We start from the raw sequence: 17,267 nt of genomic DNA, 5'->3' as shown, positions 1-17,267 counted from the left end.
CCGGCCCGGCAGACCCGCGCTCCGAAGGGTGTTCCTTATCGAGGAACGGCACCGCCGACCTGATGGGTCAGCCCCGCACGCCCCGCAGCGCGGAGTAGAACTCGTTGTATCTGGCCAGCTCCCGCTCGACCGGCTCGATCACCGTGGTCGAGGCCACCGCCCCGACCCTGCGTCGCATCTCCCGCTCCAGCCTGTCGCGTTCGTTGCCCGCCCCGAGCATGACGAAGTTACGGCTGGCCACGGCGGTGAGCAGGCCGAGCCCGAGGACGGAGACGATCATCAGCCCCACCCAGGGCATGGAGGCCGTCTCGCCGAACACCTCAAGGCCCGGCGGAAGCGTGCCCGCCTCGAACACGCCGTAGGCCAGGGCCGTACCCAGCCAGGCGATCCCGGCGAGGAAGAGCAGGACCAGGAAGTACTGCCAGACCAGCAGCAGCCGCCACCAGACGGGAACCCGGTCGAGGCGGGGCGCGATCTCGGACAGCTCCGCGGACAGCAGCCGCGGCAGCTCGGCCGAGTGCGAGCGCGCGGCCTCCCTGACGCCGCTCTGCCAGGCCTCGTGCATCCCCGCGGTGAGCCCGTCGGACAGGGCTCGCACCGCGTTGTCGACCTCGGCGGCCTGCGCGCTGACCGCCCCGGCCGCCTCTCCCCTGATCTCGTCCTTGAGGTCGTTCAGGCGCAGGCTGTTCAGCGGGTCGGGCCTGAGCCTGGCCGCCCAGCGGGTGTACGGCCAGCCGACCCACTCCGCCGAGCGCACGCCGTACACGTTCTCCATGGCCTCTCCGACGGCCGGCACGCCGACCGCGTCGCAGAGGGAGTCGGTGAGGCCGATCCTGCGGGCGTCGTCCACGGAGGAGGCGGGCACGGGGACACCCTCGGCGGGCATGGCCTTCAGCAGGCGGAGCGTGATCCGGTCGAGGTCGGCCTCCAGTCGCTGGACCGCGGCCCCGCGCCTGGTCACCGTCTCGGCGAGGACGGCCTTGAGCTCGTCGACCCCCTCCCCCCTGGTCGCGGAGGTGGGGACGATGACGGGGGCGTCGACTCCCTCGCGGCGCAGCAGGTCGTTCAGGTCGGCGACGCACTCGGCCAGTTCCTCGGCGGAGAGCCGGTCGATCTGGTTGAGCACGAAGACCGTCACCGCGTCGTGGCCCGCCAGTTCGGTCACGTAGCGCCTGTGGGTCGAGGCGTCGGCGTACTTCTGCGGGTCGAGCACCCAGACGACGAGGTCGGCGACCTGGATCAGCCGGTCGGCCTCGGTGTCGGTGAGCGCGCGGATGGAGTCGTGGTCGGGGAGGTCGAGCAGGATCAGGCCGTGCAGCCTGCCCTCCCCCTTGTCCAGGGCACTGGCCCTGGCGAATCGGTGACGCCACTGGATCTGCAGCCAGTCCAGCAGCGGTCCCGCGCCGTCCAGGCCCCAGACGCAGGCGTGGGCGCGGGCCGTGGTCGGGCGGCGGACACCGGTCGGGGAGAGCTCCAGGCCCGAGACGGCGTTGAACAGCGTGGACTTGCCGCTTCCCGTTCCTCCGGCGAGCGCGACCACCGTGTGCTCCGAGGACAGCTTGAGCCTGTCACCGGCGCGCAGGAGCAACTGCCCCGAGTCGGTGAGGAGCTTGGGATCGACCCTGCCCGGCCCCAGTTCCACGATCCGGGACAGCGCGGCGAGACGGCCGCCGAGCCCCTGACGCGTCTGGGTGGTGCCAACACTCATCGGGCGACCTCAAGGTTGTACGTTGCCTGGTAGAGGCGGGTGGCGATGGACTCGTCGGGAACGCCCGCGCCGTCGAGGACCTGGAAGTAGCGTGAGGTCTCGTCGTCGAACAGCGTGGCGATCCGGGCGCGCAGGTCGCTACGGGCCTTGGCCCCGATGGTCCGCAGTGACTCGGCTCCCAGGAGGGCGTGCACCAGCCGCTGCGGCAGCCCGCCGGTGCCCGCGCCTTCCGCCTCCGCGGAGCCGTACCCGAGCAGGCCGATCACGAAGATCACCGCCAGCGACTCGACGTCGAAGGAGACGAGCTTGGCCACCGCCCGCTTGGTCACCCCCTCGGTGCGGATCAGCTCGATGATGTGGTCCTGCCAGCCGCTCACGGCCTTGCCCGCCCTGCGGGAGAAGTCGTCGGAGACGTCGCCGAGCCCGGCGGTCGCGGCCAGCGACTCCCCGGCCCCCGAACGACTCAGCCAGCGGGTGACCGCCTCCTCCGCGGCCCGCTGCGCCGCCGAGACGACGACGGACTCAAGGCCGGCCCTGAGCGCGGACTTCAGCGCGCTGAGCCGTTCGGGCGCCTGCTGGCTCGCCTTGCCCGCGAACCTGCCGGGCCTGCGCAGGTGCAGGGTCCGCATGAGGTCTCCGGACCCGGCGAAGTCCTGCCAGCGGGCGAGCACCTCACCGCGCAGCAGCGTGCCGTTCCCGGTGGTCTCCTCGATCTCGGCCAGCGCGCCAGAGTAGGCGGCCTCCACGTCGCCGCGCAGTTCGTTCCTGAAGGCGACCTGGGCCTCAAGTTGCCTGGCCAGCGCGGGGATGCGGATGCGGAAGCTGTCGAGCGCCCCCGACAGGGTCGTCCTGATGGCCTGGGCCCGGCGCTGGTCGTCGACGGACAGCTCGGTCAGCCACAGCCGCAGGTCGGTGACCTCGTGGTCGGGCAGCATGCCGTCGGTGACCCTGCTCTCGTCGACGACGAACCGCTCGACCTCGCCGAGGCCGTATTCGGTGAGCATCCTGACGAAGTGCTTGGTGACCACCTCGCGGGACTTGACCGGCACCCGGGACAGCACGATGGCCAGCCTGGCACCACGCTCCTTGGCCAGGCGCAGCAGCCGCCACGCGGGGGCGTCGGCGTAACGGGCGGCGGTGGTCACGAAGATCCACAGGTCGGCCGCGTCGAGCATGCGGTGGGCGATCTCGTGGTGTTCCTCGACGACCGAGTCGATGTCGGGCGTGTCGAGCAGGGCGACGCCCGTGGGGAGGCGTTCGGTCGAGACGAGGACGAGGCCGCCCGGTTCCGCCGTGGCCTCGGGGGCGTCGAGCCGCCGCAGACTGCCGAGCAGGTCGCTGCCCGCGAACCACTCGCGGTCGTCCGGATGGCAGGCGAGGACGGGGGTCCCGGTGGTCGGGCGCCGGACGCCCGTCGCGCTGACCTTGGCGTTGGCCAGGGTGTTGAGCAGCGTGGACTTGCCCGCCCCGGTCGAGCCCGCGATGACGACGAGCGCCGGGGCGGTGCTCATGTGCACCCTGGGGATCACGTAGTCGTCGAGCTGGGCCAGGATCTCGCTCTGGGCCCGCCTGGCCTCCTCCGCGCCGGGGAGTTCCAGGCCGAAGTGCAGGTCGGTGACGGTGTTGCGCAGGGCGGCGAGCGCGTTGGTCAGGGCCTCGGAGACGGCCTCCGGCAGCGGAAGTTCCCGGACCCGGTCGTCCCCGTCCTCGTGTTCGCTCTCGGGGAGTTCGTCGGACTCCTCCGGTTCGTCGCCCGGGGCTTCGGTCTCCTCCCCGGCCTCTTCCCCGACCTCCTCCTCGATGACGAGGAGCTTCGCGCGCTCGGCCGCGATCAGCGCGGCCGCCTCGTCGTCCTCGGGATCGTTCTCCTCACCGGTACGGCTCTCGCCGTCGGCGGCCTCCTCGGGGAGGTCCTCGGCGGTGGGGGTCTCCTCGTCCCGGTCATGGCCCTCGGGGGTGTTCTCCGGGGCCTCTTCGGGCGTGTTCTCGGCCGTTTCTCCGGAGGTGGCCTCGGCGCCCTCCTCGGGAGAGTCCTCGGCCGGATCCCCAGAGGTCTCCTCGGAGGTCTCGACGACGGGGGGTTCGATGGTGGAGGTCTCGGTGGCGGGCTCGGCCACGGGGACTTCGGTGGCGGGCTCGGCCACGGGGACTTCGGTGGCGGGCTCGGCCACGGGAACTTCGGTGGCGGGGGGCTCGCTCGCTGATCGGGAGTCCGCCCCGACGGGCGCCGAGGAGTCCGCCGTCGCGGCCGTGGCCTTGGCGACCACCTCGTTCACCGAGGAGATGGCGGCCTCGGCGGCGCGCCGGAAGGCCTCGAAGGCGTCGTCGACCGGCATCGTCGCGCCGCTCTGGGAAACGCCCTCCTGGAAGGCACCGCTCCGAGAAGCACCGTCCTGGAACGTGCCGCCCTGGGAAGCCCTGTTCTGGGAGGCGCCGCCCTGGGCCGTGTCGCTCTGGGGGGCGCCGCTCCTCGCCGCGGGACTCTGGGAGGCCTCACCCGCCGGCCGTGCCGTACCGGGGCCCGGGGCGCCCGTCTGCGGTGCGGCGAGCCCGTCCCGCGCGGGTGAGGTGGTGCCTCTCCTGGCCTGGAAGTTGCCCCGGCCGCGACCGCTTCCCGAGCGGAAGATGGACCCCGCTCCACCGTCTCCACCAGGAGCGGCGGGAGTGGCGGGGGCCTCAGGAGCCGGGGGGACCGGGGGCGCCGGGCGCCTGAGGGGGGCGGCCCGGCCCGAGGAGGGCTGCCCCGGGGAGGGCTGGCTTCTGGGCGCGGGGCTCTTCGGTGGCGCGGGGTTCTTCGGTGCCGGAGTGCCCGTGGCGCCGGAACCCTGAGCGCCCTTGGGTGCCTTGGCGGCGGGCGCGTCGCCCTTCGCCTGGACGGCCTCGACCACCTTGTTCACCGACGAGATGGCGGCCTGCGCCGTACGCCGGAAGTCCTCGAAGGCGTCGCCGGGGGCCTGCGGGGGCTCGTCGGGCCTGATGGCCGGGAACGTCATCGTCCGCTCGCCGGGAGACTCCTCGTCTCCGGCGACATCGTCTGAGGAACCCTGGGGAGCCTCGGCGCCGCGGCGGTCACGCTCGCCCTGAGGCGTGGGCCTGTTGGCAGCCGATTTCACGGTATCCGCTCCGCTCGAACCATCTCGACCTCCTGGCCGACCTTCACGACATCGCCAACGATCACGATCGCGGGTGGCCGTATCCCAGCCTCGGCCACACGCTCGGCCACTGTGGCCAGAGTGGCCTGAAGAGCGCGCTGGGTGGGAAGAGTACCGTCCTGTACCACCATTACGGGAGTTTCCGGCGAACGTCCTTCTTGCACGAGCGTCTCGGCGATCGCTCCGATGCGTTCGACCGCCATCATGAGCACCAGGGTCCCCGAGGATCTCGCCAGGTTGGGCCAGTCGACGGTCGATCGGGCGTCACCCGGCGGGACGTGCACGGAGATCACATGGAACTCCTGGCTGACGCCGCGATGGGTCACCGGCACGTTGGCCGCCGCGGGCACCGCGACCGGGCTGGTGATGCCGGGAACGACGATGACGGGGATGCCCTCGCGGGCGCAGGCGAGCATCTCCTCGCCGCCACGGCCGAAGACGAACGGGTCGCCTCCCTTGAGCCTGACCACGAACCTGCCCTGCTTGGCGTGCTCGACCAGCAGCTCGTTGATCTTCTCCTGGGCCAGGAAACGGCCGTAGGGGATCTTCGCCGCGTCGATCAGCTCGACGTCGGGGGAGAGTTCGTCGAGCAGGGCCCGTGGCGCGAGCCTGTCGGCGACGACCACGTCCGCCTGGGCCAGCAGCTGCCGCCCGCGGACCGTGATCAGGCCGGGGTCCCCCGGTCCGCCGCCGACCAGCGCGACCCCGACCGGCTTCGTCCGGTTGCGCCGGGCGTCGACCGTGCCGTCGCGAAGCGCCTCGACGACGGCGTCCCTGATGCCGGCCGCCCTGCGGGGGTCTCCTCCCGCGGTGATCGCCACGTTGACCTCGGCCACCCGCCCGCTCGCCGGGGTCCAGGCGGCTGAGGCGTCCTTGTCGTCGGCGCGGACGCACCAGACACGCTTGGCCTCGGCCTCCGCGGCGACCGCGGTGTTGACCGCGCGGTCGTCGGTGCAGGCCTGGACCAGCCAGGCCCCGTCCACGTCGCCCACCCGGTACGGCCTGGCCTCCCAGGTCACCTGGCCGGAGGCGATGAGGTCGTCGAGAGCGTGCGTGACGCTCGTCGAGACGATGGTGACCTGGGCACCTGCCTCAAGCAGCGCCGGGACACGTCGCTGGGCGACACGCCCCCCGCCGACGACAAGCACCCGCCGCCCGGAGAGGTGCAAACCGAGCAGGTAGGGCGACATGGTGACAGATCTCCCGTTCGCAATGAATTGTGCAGGAAGTGTTAGGAGGTAAACCTACCGGTTAATGCCTCGTTGTTCGCTGCTCCCCGGGTAACGTTCGGCGTTCTCCAGGTAACGGAGCACCCGGTCCGTCACAGGGTTCCCGGAAGCCCCACGATCAGGCCTCCTTGTCGGTGACCCCGGCGGAGTCGAAGGTGGCCACCTCGTGCATCACCCGGACGGCCGCGCAGACCAGCGGGTGGGCGAGCAGCCCTCCGGTCCCCTCACCGAGCCGGAGCTCCAGCTCGACCAGAGGGCGCAGGCCGAGATGGGCGAGCGCCACGGCGTGACCCGGCTCGGCGGAACGGTGCCCGGCCACACAGTGGTCGACCACGTCCGAGGCGAGCCCTGCCGCGGCCAGCGCCGCCGATCCGGCGATCACACCGTCGAGGATCACCGGCACCCGCAGGGCCGCCCCGCCGAGGAGGAACCCCGCGATCGCGGCGTGTTCGAGGCCGCCGACCGCGGCCAGCGTCTCCAGCGCGGACCGGCTCGAACCGTCCAGGCCGTTCACCCGCAGGGCGCGCCGTACGACCTCGACCTTGCGGGCCAGCGTCTCGTCGTCAACGCCGGTTCCCCTGCCGGTCACCTCCGCCGGGTCGCGGCCGGTGAAGGCGCAGATCAGGGCGGCGGAGGCGGTGGTGTTGGCGATGCCCATGTCCCCGGTGACCAGGCAGCGCGCCCCCTGGGCGACGAGGTCACGGGCCACCGTGATCCCGGTCTCCAGCGCCGCGACCGCCTGCTCGACGGTCATCGCCGGGCCGAGGGACATGTCGGCGGTGCCGTGGGCGACCTTGCCGTGCGTCAGGCCGGGGGCCGGGGCGAGTTCGGCCGCGACCCCCACGTCGACCACCGTCACCGAGGCGCCCACCTGGGCCGCGAAGGCGTTGGCCACGGCGCCGCCCGCCAGGAAGTTGCCGACCATCTGGACCGTGACCTCCTGCGGCCACGGGGACACGCCCTGGGCGTGGACGCCGTGGTCTGCGGCGAAGATCGCCAGGGCCGCCGGGGCCGGCAGCGGGGGCGGGTTCACCGCCGCCGCGCCCGCGAGCCGTACGGCCACCTCTTCGAGCACGCCCAGGGCGCCCCTCGGCTTGGTCAGCCTGTCTTGGTGTGCCCTCGCCTCGGCGAGGGCGTCCGGGTCGGCGGGCCGGATCGCGGCCAGGGTCTGCTCAAGGATGGTCATGTCCCCAAGTGTCCCGCCAGAGGTCAAGGAACGGTCATCCGGGGAGCGGTTCACCAGGTGATGCCGCTGAGCGCCTCCTCGTAGCGCTCGACGACCACGTCGGCCAGTCCCTCACAGTCGCCGATGACGTCGGCGCAGCGGACGTCCAGGTCGGGATGGCCCGCGGCGTAGGCCATGGCCTGGGCCCAGATGCGGTCCAGGACGCCCCCGGCGAACAGCAGGTAGGGAACGACGATCACCCGCCGGGCGCCGAGGCGGCGGCAGCGCTCGATGCCGCCGGGCACGCCGGGCGGGGTGAGCGAGGTGAAGGCGGTCTCCACGGTCATGTACTCGTGGGCGTGGGTCTCCCAGAACAGCCGGGAGACGCGGTGCACGTCCGCGTTCGTCGCGGGACTGGTCGAGCCGTCACCGACCAGCACGACGGCGGTCTCGCCGATCTCGATGCGCTCGGGCTCGTCGTCGAGCGGGGCCGCGGCGGCGGGGACGAGACGGAGGCTGGCGACCTCGGCGGCGGCGTCCGCCAGGCGCTCGGCGAGCAGCGCCAGGATCCGGGGGTCCGAGCCGAGGGGCCGTCCGTAGTCGCAGGTGAGCGTGGGGTGGCGCTCCTGCTCCCTGGTCATCGCCGCGAGGGTCTCGGCGTCGGCGCGCAGGTCGCCGGTGAGGCTCAGCGGCAGCGCGACCATGCGGTGGTGGCCGCGGGCGACCAGTGAGGCGACCGAGTCACGCAGTCGCGGCCTGGCCCTGGTGAGGTATCCGCCGGAGACCTCGGCGGCGCTGCGGTCGAGCCTGCAGCGGAGGCGATGGACGAACCTGCCGAACTCGACGGATTCGTTGTCCTCGTGCGAGCCCTGCCCGATGAGCAGCAGCGGCGGCTTCATAGAAACAGGACTCCAATGACCTTGACCTGGGAATACGCGGCAGCGACTGGCGAGGATATCCGATAACGGCTCGACATGGACAGGTAACGAAACCATAAAACGCATCGGATATGACCCCATCTTTCTCACCTCCACCGAACGGTCTCCCCCGTCCCGCCCGACCCGTCTCCGGGGCCGTTCTCCCCTCGGGAGAGGTCGCTTCCGAGCAGGCCGAACACCACGACGTCACGTGGGCCGTCCGGCCGCATCGCGGCGGCGCGCAGCGTCCCCTCCCTGACGAACCCGGCCTTCTCCGCCACCCGCAGGGAGGCGTGGTTGTCGGCGTCGGCGCGCAGCTCGATCCGGCGCAGGGAGGTGTTCCCGAACGTCCAGCGGGCCAGGCCCAGTACGGCCTCCGGGGCGTAGCCGCGTCCCCGGTGCAGGGGGTGCACGCCGTAGCCGATCTCCGTCGTCCCCGCCTCCCAGCGGGTCCCGAACAGGCTGATCGCCCCCACGATGAGCCCGTCGGCCTCGATCGCCAGGTGTGCGCCCTGGCCGGAGCGGCGCAGCTCGTGCGCGCCCCTGGCCAGCCAGGCGGCCACGCCCGAGGGACGGCCCGGCGCGCCCGGCGGCAGGAAGGGGGCACGTGTCTCGATCACGACGCGAATCCGGCGCGCGTCCGAGGGGTCGAAGGGGCGCAGCAGGAGCCGTCGCGTCGTGACGGACAGACCGGGTGCGAAGGCGGTCAATCGCCCTCCCAGTCGGGCGGCGGACGCCGCCAAGCCCATCTCACGGGACCGCCTCCGCGCAACCCGCGGTCAGCGGACGATCACCACCTCAAGGGTGCGCGGTCCGTGCACGCCCTCGACGCGGTTCAGCTCGATGTCGCTGGTCGCGGAGGGCCCGCTGATCCAGGTCAGCGGGCGGGAGGGGTCGAGTACGGCCAGCGCCTGCGGCACCCCCGCGACGATCTGCCCGGCCCGCACCACGCACAGGTGGTAGTCGGGCAGCAGGGTCAGCGCCCGCCTGCCCTGACCCGGTCCGGCGTCCAGCACGATCGTCCCGGTCTCGGCGATCGCCACGGCGCAGCCGGTGACCACGCCTCCGGCGGCTTCGAGTTCCTCGGCCGACAGCTCCGGATCGTCCTGGACGGCCCCCTCGGGCACCCATTGCGCGGGCAGGCCACCGGGGACGACCGGCCTCGTCAGACCCTGTACGGCCAGCGCGGAGGCGATCGTCGCGGCCACCTCGTCCTCGCCGGTCACGTGCACGACGGCCCGGTAGTCGGCGACGCGTTCGGCCAGCAGCTCGATCAGCCCGGCCTCGTCATGTGGCCCGGCGGAGGTCAGGTAGTCACGGACGATCTCCCCGGGCTCCCCGGGCTCCCCGGGGCCTCCCGGGGTGACGGCCGCGCGGATTCTGGCCAGGATCAGTTCCCTGTCGTTCACCGGTTTCCTCCGTCGGTGCGCAGCCACCAGTCGCGGAAGGACTCGGCGGGGATCTCGGGCAGGTCTCGGGTGTCGGTCCACGCCGACAGCGGGCCGGGCATGCGCCGGGGGACGAAACGGCGCAGCCGTCCGGCCATGCGCTCGGCGCGGGCCATCCGTTCCGGGCGGTCGAGGACCCAGCCGGCCGCGCGCATGCCGAACCGTTCCGCGCGCGGGTGCGGGGCCCTGCCACGCAGGCTGACCAGGACCTCGGGGATGTCGATCGCGACCGGGCAGACGTCGAAACAGGCGCCGCAGAGCGTCGAGGCGTAGGGCAGCGAGGCGTCCAGGGGTGAGGACATGCCGCGAAGCTGCGGGGTGAGGATCGCCCCGATGGGACCCGGGTAGACGGAGCCGTAGGCGTGCCCGCCCGCGCGTTCGTAGACGGGGCAGACGTTCAGGCAGGCCGAGCAGCGGATGCAGCGCAGCGCCTGCCTGCCGACCTCGTCGGCCAGGACCCGGGTGCGGCCGTTGTCGAGCAGGACCAGGTGGAACTCCTGGCCCTCGGTCGCGCCCGTCCAGGTCGAGGTGTAGGGGTTCATCCGCTCGCCGGTCGAGCTCCTGGGCAGCAGCTGCATGAAGACCTCAAGGTCCCGCCAGGTCGGCAGCAGCTTCTCGATGCCGACCACGCTGATCAGCGTCTCCGGAAGGGTCAGGCACATCCGGCCGTTGCCCTCGGATTCGAGCACGACGAGTGTCCCGGTCTCGGCGATCATGAAATTGGCGCCCGAGATCGCGACCTTGGTGGACAGGAAGCGCTCGCGCAGGTGGCGGCGGGCGGCCTCGGCCAGGGCGCGCGGGTCGTCGGTGAGCTCCTCGGGGGCGGGACGTCCCCAGGCGGCCATCCTCTCCAGGAAGATCTCGCGGATCTCCGCGCGGCTGCGGTGGATCGCGGGCACCAGGATGTGCGAGGGCAGGTCGTCGCCGAGTTGCACGATCAGTTCGGCCAGGTCGGTCTCGTAGGCGGTGATCCCGGCCTCGGCGAGGGCCTCGTTGAGCCCGATCTCCTGGGTGGCCATCGACTTGACCTTCACCACGTCGCTCTCCCCGGTCTCCTTGACGAGCCGGGTGACGATGCGGTTGGCCTCCCGCGCGTCGGCCGCCCAGTGGACGTGGCCGCCGGCCGCGGTGACCGCCTCCTCAAGCTGGAGGAGGTAGCGCTCCAGGTTCCGCAGCGTGTGGTCCTTGATCTGCTTGCCCGCCTGCCTGAGCCGCGCCCAGTCGGGAAGCTCGTCGACCACGGAGGCCCGCTTCTCGCGGATCGTGTGGGTGGCCTTGCGCAGGTTGAACCTGAGCTGGGAGTTCCCTACGGCCGCCGCCGCGTTCGCCGGGAAGGCCGGCATGCCGAGGAAGGTCACCGGCCCCGTCGCCGGCCTCATCGGGCGGCCTCCGTCGAGGCGAGGATCTCGGCCAGGTGCATGGTCCTGACGCCGGTGCGCTGGCGGCCGAGGGTGCCGCCGATGTGCATCAGGCAGGAGTTGTCCGCGGCGCAGAGCACCTCGGCGCCGGTCGCGGTGACGTTGCGGGCCTTGTCGGCGCACATGGCGGCGGAGACGGCGGGGTTCTTCACCGCGAAGGTGCCGCCGAAGCCGCAGCACTCGTCCGCGGCGGGCAGCGGGACCAGTTCGAGGCCCCTGACCTGTTCGAGCAGCCGTACCGGACGGTCGCCCAGGCGCAGGCCGCGCAGCGAGTGGCAGGTCGGGTGGTAGGTCACCCGGTGCGGGAAGTAGGCCCCGACGTCGGTGACCCCGAGGACGTCCACCAGGAACTCCGAGAGCTCGTGGACCTTCGGCACCGTCTCGGCGACCCGTTCGGCGAAGGCCGTGGCGGCGGGGGCGAGTCTCGCGTACTGCTCGCGGATCATCGCCGCGCACGACCCGGAGGGCACGACGACCGCGTCGTGTCCGGCGAAGACGTCGGTGAAGTGCCGCGCCAGACGTCCGCCCTCCTCGGGGTATCCGGTGTTGAGGTGCATCTGGCCGCAGCAGGTCTGCCCCATGGGGAAGACGACGTCGCAGCCGAGGCGGCGCAGCAGCGTCACCGTGGCCCGGCCGGTTCCGGGGAACATCGTGTCGTTCACACAGGTGACGAAGAGGGCGACGCGCAAGGCGCGCTCCTTCCGGTAAAGGTCGCGATCAACCGCCATGATGCCCGATCCGCCCACTTTTCGTTACGAATGACCGGGAGTGAGGGAGGGCGGTTCGACGGAGTCGGCCGTACGGCAGGTGGCTCCCGAGCATGAGGCCAGGGCGTCGAGCTGCCGGTTGAAGTCCGTGATCACCGAGGGGGGAACCCGCGCGGCGAGGTTGTAGAGCTGGTAGGGGTCCCTGCCGTCGTCGTAGAGCTGGTACTCGCCGGTCGAGTAGCGCACGAAGGTGTAGCGGGCCGTGCGCATGCCCTGGTAGGCGGGGACCGGGGTCTGGCGGGCCGAGCTGCTGTTCGTCGGCCGGTAGAACTCAAGCAGGACGTTCTGCCGCCACGGGGCCGGGGTCTGGCCGCGCAGCAGCGGCAGCAGCGAGCGGCCCTCGGCGAAGGGCGCCGGTGTCGCGCCTCCGAGCTGGGCGAAGGTCGGGGCGAGGTCGACGTTGGCGGCCATCGCGCCGACGGAGCCGCCCGCCCTGACGCCGGGCCCCCTGACCACCAGCGGCACCCTGATCGACTCGTCGAAGGGGGTCGTCTTGCCCTGGGCCAGCCGGTGCTGCCCCAGGTGGAAGCCGTTGTCCGAGGCGAAGAAGAGGTAGGTGTCGTCCAGCTTCCCGGCGACGCGCAGGGTCTCGACCAGGGAGCCGACGAGGTCGTCCACGCCGAGCATGGCCCTGAGCCTGCGGCGGTAGCGCTCGTCGATGCCCGCGATCGTCCTGTCGCCGAACCGCTCGCGCGAACTCAGCCAGTGCGGTTCGGCGCTGACGTCCTCCTGGTCGAAGGACGGGGTCCGGGGGGCGGTCGCCCCGGCGAAGGCGTCGCGGTGCCTGGCGGCGAAGTTGGACGGGTTGTGCGGCGCGATGGGGGCGAGGTACAGGAAGAACGGCCTCTCCCCCGCCTGCGAGACGAAGGCGTTGGCCTTGCGGGAGAGCACGTCGGGCAGGTAGTCGGCGTCCGCGGAGCCGTACGGCCTGAGCGTGCCGTTCTCGTTGAGCGTGTAGCCGTACTCGTTGTAGAGCTTGCGCACCGGCACGTCCCACTCGTCCCAGCCCGGCGGCACGTAGGTGGGTTCGGCGGCGCCGCCGGGATAGTGGTTGAGGTATTTGCCCATCAGGCCGGTGCGGTAGCCAGCCGCCTTCATCCAGGTGCCGATCGTGGAACGTTCCAGATCGGAGTCGTGGAACTTGGTGAAGCCGCCCTCGGGGGCCGTGTTGGTCAGCACCCCGTGACTGTGCACGTACTGCGAGCGCAGGATCGACGACCGGGAGGGACAGCACCAGGAGTTGGAGACGAAGAAGTGCTCGAAGGAGGTGCCGCCCCGGACGAGCTCGTTCCAGATGTTCGGGAACTTCTGCAGGTCCCCCGCCTCCTGGTCGTCGACGAGGATGAACACGATGTTGGGCTGGGCGACCGTCCGCGCCACCGCGGGACCGAGTCCCGAGGCTCCGAGGCCGGACAACAGGACCAGGCACATGAGCTTGCGGACAGCATTAAGCACACACATCACGCTTCCCAGAAGGCCGAATCCCGACACCTCACCGAAGGGGCACCGGTACGGAACGAGCTCTGCTTCCGGGGAGAGAGACGGCCCGGCCGCGGCGGGCGCGCCACAGCCGGAGATCGGCGGAGACCGGCGGTCAGGCCGCGACGCCCTGGACCCGCCGGGGCTCCCCAAGCCGCGCGGCCACGACCTGGTCGAGGGCGGGCACGACCGCCGCCCGCGCGTCGACGCGGCCGGTCAGGAACCCGGCGTCGTAGAGCACGTCGGCGGCGTCCTGCTGCTCGGCGACGAACGTCCCGCTCACCGGTTCGAGCCGCCAGGGGAGCCGTCTGAGCGCGGTCGTCCAGGAGTCGACGGAGCCGCCGACGGCCTCGACGACCAGTTTGGCGGCCTCGACGGGATGCTCCGCCGCCCACCTGTCCGCCTCGCGCAGCGCCGAGACGACCGCGGCCAGTTCCTGCGGCGCCGACTCGGCCAGGCTCCTGCGGGTGAACAGGACCGAGCGGTCCGCGACGACCCCGGCGGTGCCGGAGAGCCTGGTGAAGTGCCCCGCGCGTTCGGCCTCGACCAGGTCGGCGCCCTCGGCGACCCAGCCGGCCACCACCCCGTCACGCAGCCAGAGCCTGGCCTCCGAGGCGGCGGGCCTGGGTTCGATGTCCTGGTAGGACAGCCCGGCGTCGGCGAGGACCTTGGCCAGGAAGTGGGTCTGCCAGGAGCCGACACGCAGTGAGACCGGCTGGTCCCGCAGGTCGGTCACGGTCATGACCGGCCCGTTCTTCGCCACCAGCAGGGCGCCGTGGCCGTGGCGCGGCGCGGAGGCGGCCACGTAGGCGACGGGCAGGTGCGCCGCCTGGGCGGCGAGCGGGAGCGTCGAGCCGGTCCCGCCCAGGTCGATGACCCCGTCGGCCAGCAGTTCCCCGGTCCTGCCCGCGTCGGAGTAGCGGTGGATCTCGATGCCTTCGAGCAGGTGGTCGAGGTGGGACAGGAAGAACAGCGAGGGATTGTCGACGTGCACCCCGACACGGATCGCCATCGAATCGCTCCTTGATCTTTTCCCGGAGGGCCCGAACGGTCTTTTCCCGCAGGGCCCCGAACCGGAGCCGGCGAACGAGGCGAGCCGCCGGCTCCGTCCCGCGGGCGGCGCCCGTGGCCGTGAGGCGCCGTCCCCGTCTTCGGAGAGATCCCGGCGGGAAGGTCAGCGCCCGCCGCGGCACCTTCACCTGCCGGGGTCTCCGTGGGTCCTACCGTAACGACCCGTCGGCATATTTACAACTTTCCCTACCAGTTGAATAGGGATACTAGTCGGGTCTGGGCGCGGGGTTGGCCGTGACCGAGCGCAGCAGCGGCGCGCTCGCCGCCCCCGCCGCGGCGACCCCCGCGAAGCCGAGCCCGACGCAGACGAGCAGCGTGACCAGGCCGGAGACGTTCATCGTGGACAGCGCGAACGGCAGCGCGCAGAACATGCCGACCGCGATCGCCCCGCCTCCCATGACGGCCAGCGGCAGGAGCGTCTCGGTACGGCGGGCCGCGTCGAGCACCTTCATCGGGGTGCCCGCCAGGTGCAGCAGCGCGTAGGTCTGCCTGCGGTCCAGGATCGAGGAGGCCGCGGTGATGCCCGCGCTGGCGACGGCCACCAGGAACGACACGGCGAGCACGGTGACCGTGCCGGTGCGGATGTCGTCCAGGACGCGGAAGCCGGAGCGGTCGTCGTCGGCCGCGGTGGTCGCGCTGCGGCCCGGCACCAGGCCGTCCAGGGCGGTGCGCGCCCGGTCCGCGACGGCGACGTCGGAGGTGCCGAGGGCCGCGACCAGCACCCTGCCCTGCCCTTTACCGCGTCCGCCGCCTGCCTTGACGGTGACCGTGGCCCGCACCCCCGCGGCCGACAGCCGTTCCCTGGCCGTCGCCGAGAGCTCGGCCGCCTTGGCGGGCGGCACGGACAGGCGCAGGTTCTCGGCGTCGGCGTGACCGAGCAGCCCGGCCCCCGGGGTGAGCAGGCCGATGAACCCGGCCACGAACCCGGTCAGCGCGACACCGCTCACGGTCCGCCAGGCGGCTCGGGGATCGTCGATCATGCGGCGCCCGGCGAGGAGCCCCGCGGGACGTCTGGCCGAGGCCGCGACGATCCTGCCCAGCAGGCCGACCACCCACGGGCCGACCAGGTTGACCGCCAGGAAGGCCAGACTCAGGACGACCGTGACCACGCCGACGCTCGCCCCCATCCCGAGGGTGGGCACCACGGCCAGGACGGCCAGCAGCGCCAGGACCCGGACGAAGCGCATCGCGGGCGGCGTCTCCCTCTTGGCGACGCCGAGCGGGCTGACCACGACCCGGCGCAGGCCGACGACGGCGGACAGGCCGACGAGCAGCGGCACCACGGCCAGCACCCCGAGCACGGGGAGCACCCCCGGCCAGGTGTCGGCGACGAACCAGGGGCCTCCGTCGATCGAGATCCTGGTGAGCAGCGGGGTCATCAGGAAGTAGAGCACGGCGCCGAGCACCGCCCCGGCGAACGCCGTGATCATCGCCTCGGCGACGGTCATCGTGACGACCTGCCCGGGAGTGGCCCCGACCAGCCGCAGCGCGGCCAGGCGCTGGTCCCTGCGGGCCACGGTGAGCCTGGCCGCCGCTCCGCCGAAGACCAGCAGCGGCACGACCATCAGCACGCTCGCGATCAGCGCCAGGATCTGGTAGCCGATCGCGTTGTCCGTCCTGGTGCCGGTGAAGCCGGAGATCCTCGTGGGGGCGATGTCGTCGTGCCCGTCGACGGCGGGTCCCGCGGTCATGGCCGGGGAGCCGGGGGCCTGCCCCCGGACGGCGACCAGCTCGTCCGGATGGACCAGGGCCGCGTCGCCGACCCTGCCGCCGCCCTTCCCCGTGAACCGTCCGGCGAGCCGGTCCTCGGGCAGCCGCTTCACCAGCTCGGCCAGCGCCGGGGAGAGCCACACCTCGCCGGGCGCGGGGAAGCGGTCGAGCCCCGGGGGCGCGGGCGCCCCCGGTTCGAGGGCCGCCACGTCGACGACGGTGATCGGCCGGTTCTCCACGTGGTCCAGGTGCACGGCCTGGATCGCGACGGCGTCCCGGGTGGCCTCGACCGGGTTGCGCCACGCCCCCCGGTCCGCCCTGCCCTGGAAGGCGAGGTTGGCGGTCACGGCGAACAGCAGCAGCCCGGTGGACACGGCCACCGCGACCACGGTCAGCGCGGAGCCGAGCAGTCCTCTGCGACCGCCGCCGCGCAGCAACCGCCAGGCGAGTCCGACGACCCCGTTCATCCCCCGACCCCGATCGCCTGGGTGGAGCCGGGGATGACCTGCCCGTCGCGGACCTCGACGACGCGGTCGCACCAGCGGGCCACCTGGAGGTCGTGGGTGACGACGACCAGGGAGGCGCCGTTGTGCTTGGTCGCCTCGACCAGCAGGCTCATCGTGTCGTGTCCGGTGCCCTGGTCGAGGGCGCCGGTCGGCTCGTCGGCGAAGATCACCGCGGGCCCGGTGACCAGCGCGCGGGCGATGGCGACCCGCTGGGCCTGGCCTCCCGACAGCTCACCCGGCCTGCGCCCCTCCATGCCGCCCAGGCCGAGCGGGCCGAACCACTCGCGGGCCCGCCGTACGGCGTCGCCCCTGGACACGCCGCCGAGCATCAGCGGCAGCGCGACGTTCTCCTCCGCGGGCAGTTCGGGCAGGAGCTGCCCGAACTGGAAGACGAACCCGAAGCGGGTACGGCGCAGCTCGCTGCGGCGGCGCTCCCCCAGCGCGTCGATGCGCTCGCCGAGCAGCCTGACCTCGCCCGCGTCCGGCTTCATGATCCCGGCGAGGCAGTGCAGCAGGGTCGACTTCCCCGACCCTGAAGGCCCCATGATGGCCAGCGCCTCCCCTCCGGCCAGGGCGAGGCCGACCCCGCCCAGCGCCACGGTCGGGCCGAACCGCTTGACCAGGCCGATTCCCTCAAGAACAACACTCATGGCCAAGACCCTCTCCCGGCGGGGCCGTACGGCGGATCGGCCGACCG

At 72.5% G+C, this 17,267-nt stretch carries 13 protein-coding genes; all 13 read right to left on the bottom strand.

Features of this window, described 5'->3' with window-relative positions; genetic code table 11:
- Window positions 1–67: 67 nt before the first annotated feature.
- A complete protein-coding gene (locus tag ABT340_RS11795) occupies window positions 68–1,708 on the bottom strand; it encodes a GTP-binding protein (RefSeq protein ID WP_352010672.1) in 1,641 nt (546 codons plus the stop codon).
- On the bottom strand, window positions 1,705–4,821 hold the full coding sequence (locus ABT340_RS11790) for a GTPase (protein WP_352010671.1): 3,117 nt from the start codon (window positions 4,819–4,821) through the stop codon (window positions 1,705–1,707). The genes ABT340_RS11795 and ABT340_RS11790 overlap by 4 nt, the downstream gene beginning before the upstream one ends.
- Window positions 4,818–6,050, bottom strand: coding sequence for a uroporphyrinogen-III C-methyltransferase (gene cobA / locus ABT340_RS11785; protein WP_352010670.1), 1,233 nt, complete (start codon window positions 6,048–6,050; stop codon window positions 4,818–4,820). Before cobA ends, ABT340_RS11790 begins: the two co-directional genes overlap by 4 nt.
- 157 nt (window positions 6,051–6,207) lie before the next feature.
- Window positions 6,208–7,275: a nicotinate-nucleotide--dimethylbenzimidazole phosphoribosyltransferase gene (gene cobT / locus ABT340_RS11780; protein WP_352010669.1), complete on the bottom strand. Its 1,068-nt coding sequence runs from the start codon at window positions 7,273–7,275 to the stop codon at window positions 6,208–6,210.
- 50 nt (window positions 7,276–7,325) lie between these two features.
- Window positions 7,326–8,153 carry a sirohydrochlorin chelatase gene (locus ABT340_RS11775; RefSeq protein WP_352010668.1) on the bottom strand — a complete coding sequence of 276 codons (828 nt, stop codon included), beginning with the start codon at window positions 8,151–8,153 and terminating at the stop codon, window positions 7,326–7,328.
- A gap of 125 nt (window positions 8,154–8,278) precedes the next feature.
- Complete coding sequence (locus tag ABT340_RS11770) at window positions 8,279–8,881, bottom strand: GNAT family N-acetyltransferase (RefSeq protein ID WP_352010667.1); 603 nt, start codon at window positions 8,879–8,881, stop codon at window positions 8,279–8,281.
- 69 nt (window positions 8,882–8,950) lie between these two features.
- Entirely contained in the window at window positions 8,951–9,580 is a 630-nt protein-coding gene (locus tag ABT340_RS11765; RefSeq protein WP_352010666.1) for a LutC/YkgG family protein, read from the bottom strand.
- Window positions 9,577–10,998, bottom strand: a complete 1,422-nt coding sequence (locus ABT340_RS11760) for a lactate utilization protein B (RefSeq protein WP_502992480.1) — start codon at window positions 10,996–10,998, stop codon at window positions 9,577–9,579. The genes ABT340_RS11765 and ABT340_RS11760 overlap by 4 nt, the downstream gene beginning before the upstream one ends.
- Window positions 10,995–11,726: a (Fe-S)-binding protein gene (locus tag ABT340_RS11755; protein WP_352010665.1), complete on the bottom strand. Its 732-nt coding sequence runs from the start codon at window positions 11,724–11,726 to the stop codon at window positions 10,995–10,997. Before ABT340_RS11755 ends, ABT340_RS11760 begins: the two co-directional genes overlap by 4 nt.
- A gap of 63 nt (window positions 11,727–11,789) precedes the next feature.
- Window positions 11,790–13,265, bottom strand: coding sequence for a sulfatase family protein (locus ABT340_RS11750; RefSeq protein WP_502992479.1), 1,476 nt, complete (start codon window positions 13,263–13,265; stop codon window positions 11,790–11,792).
- Between the two features lie 133 nt (window positions 13,266–13,398).
- The gene (locus ABT340_RS11745) at window positions 13,399–14,295 is read right to left on the bottom strand and encodes an ABC transporter substrate-binding protein (protein WP_352010663.1); all 897 of its coding nucleotides are present in this window, start codon (window positions 14,293–14,295) and stop codon (window positions 13,399–13,401) included.
- Between the two features lie 265 nt (window positions 14,296–14,560).
- A complete protein-coding gene (locus ABT340_RS11740; protein ID WP_352010662.1) occupies window positions 14,561–16,531 on the bottom strand; it encodes an FtsX-like permease family protein in 1,971 nt (656 codons plus the stop codon).
- Window positions 16,528–17,220, bottom strand: coding sequence for an ABC transporter ATP-binding protein (locus tag ABT340_RS11735; RefSeq protein WP_352010661.1), 693 nt, complete (start codon window positions 17,218–17,220; stop codon window positions 16,528–16,530). Before ABT340_RS11735 ends, ABT340_RS11740 begins: the two co-directional genes overlap by 4 nt.
- Window positions 17,221–17,267 lie beyond the last annotated feature (47 nt).

Source organism: Streptosporangium sp. NPDC000239 (genome assembly GCF_040300765.1).
Lineage (GTDB): Bacteria > Actinomycetota > Actinomycetes > Streptosporangiales > Streptosporangiaceae > Streptosporangium.
The sequence above is the reverse complement of the archived record's forward strand: the minus strand, read 5'-3'. Positions and strand labels throughout refer to the sequence as shown.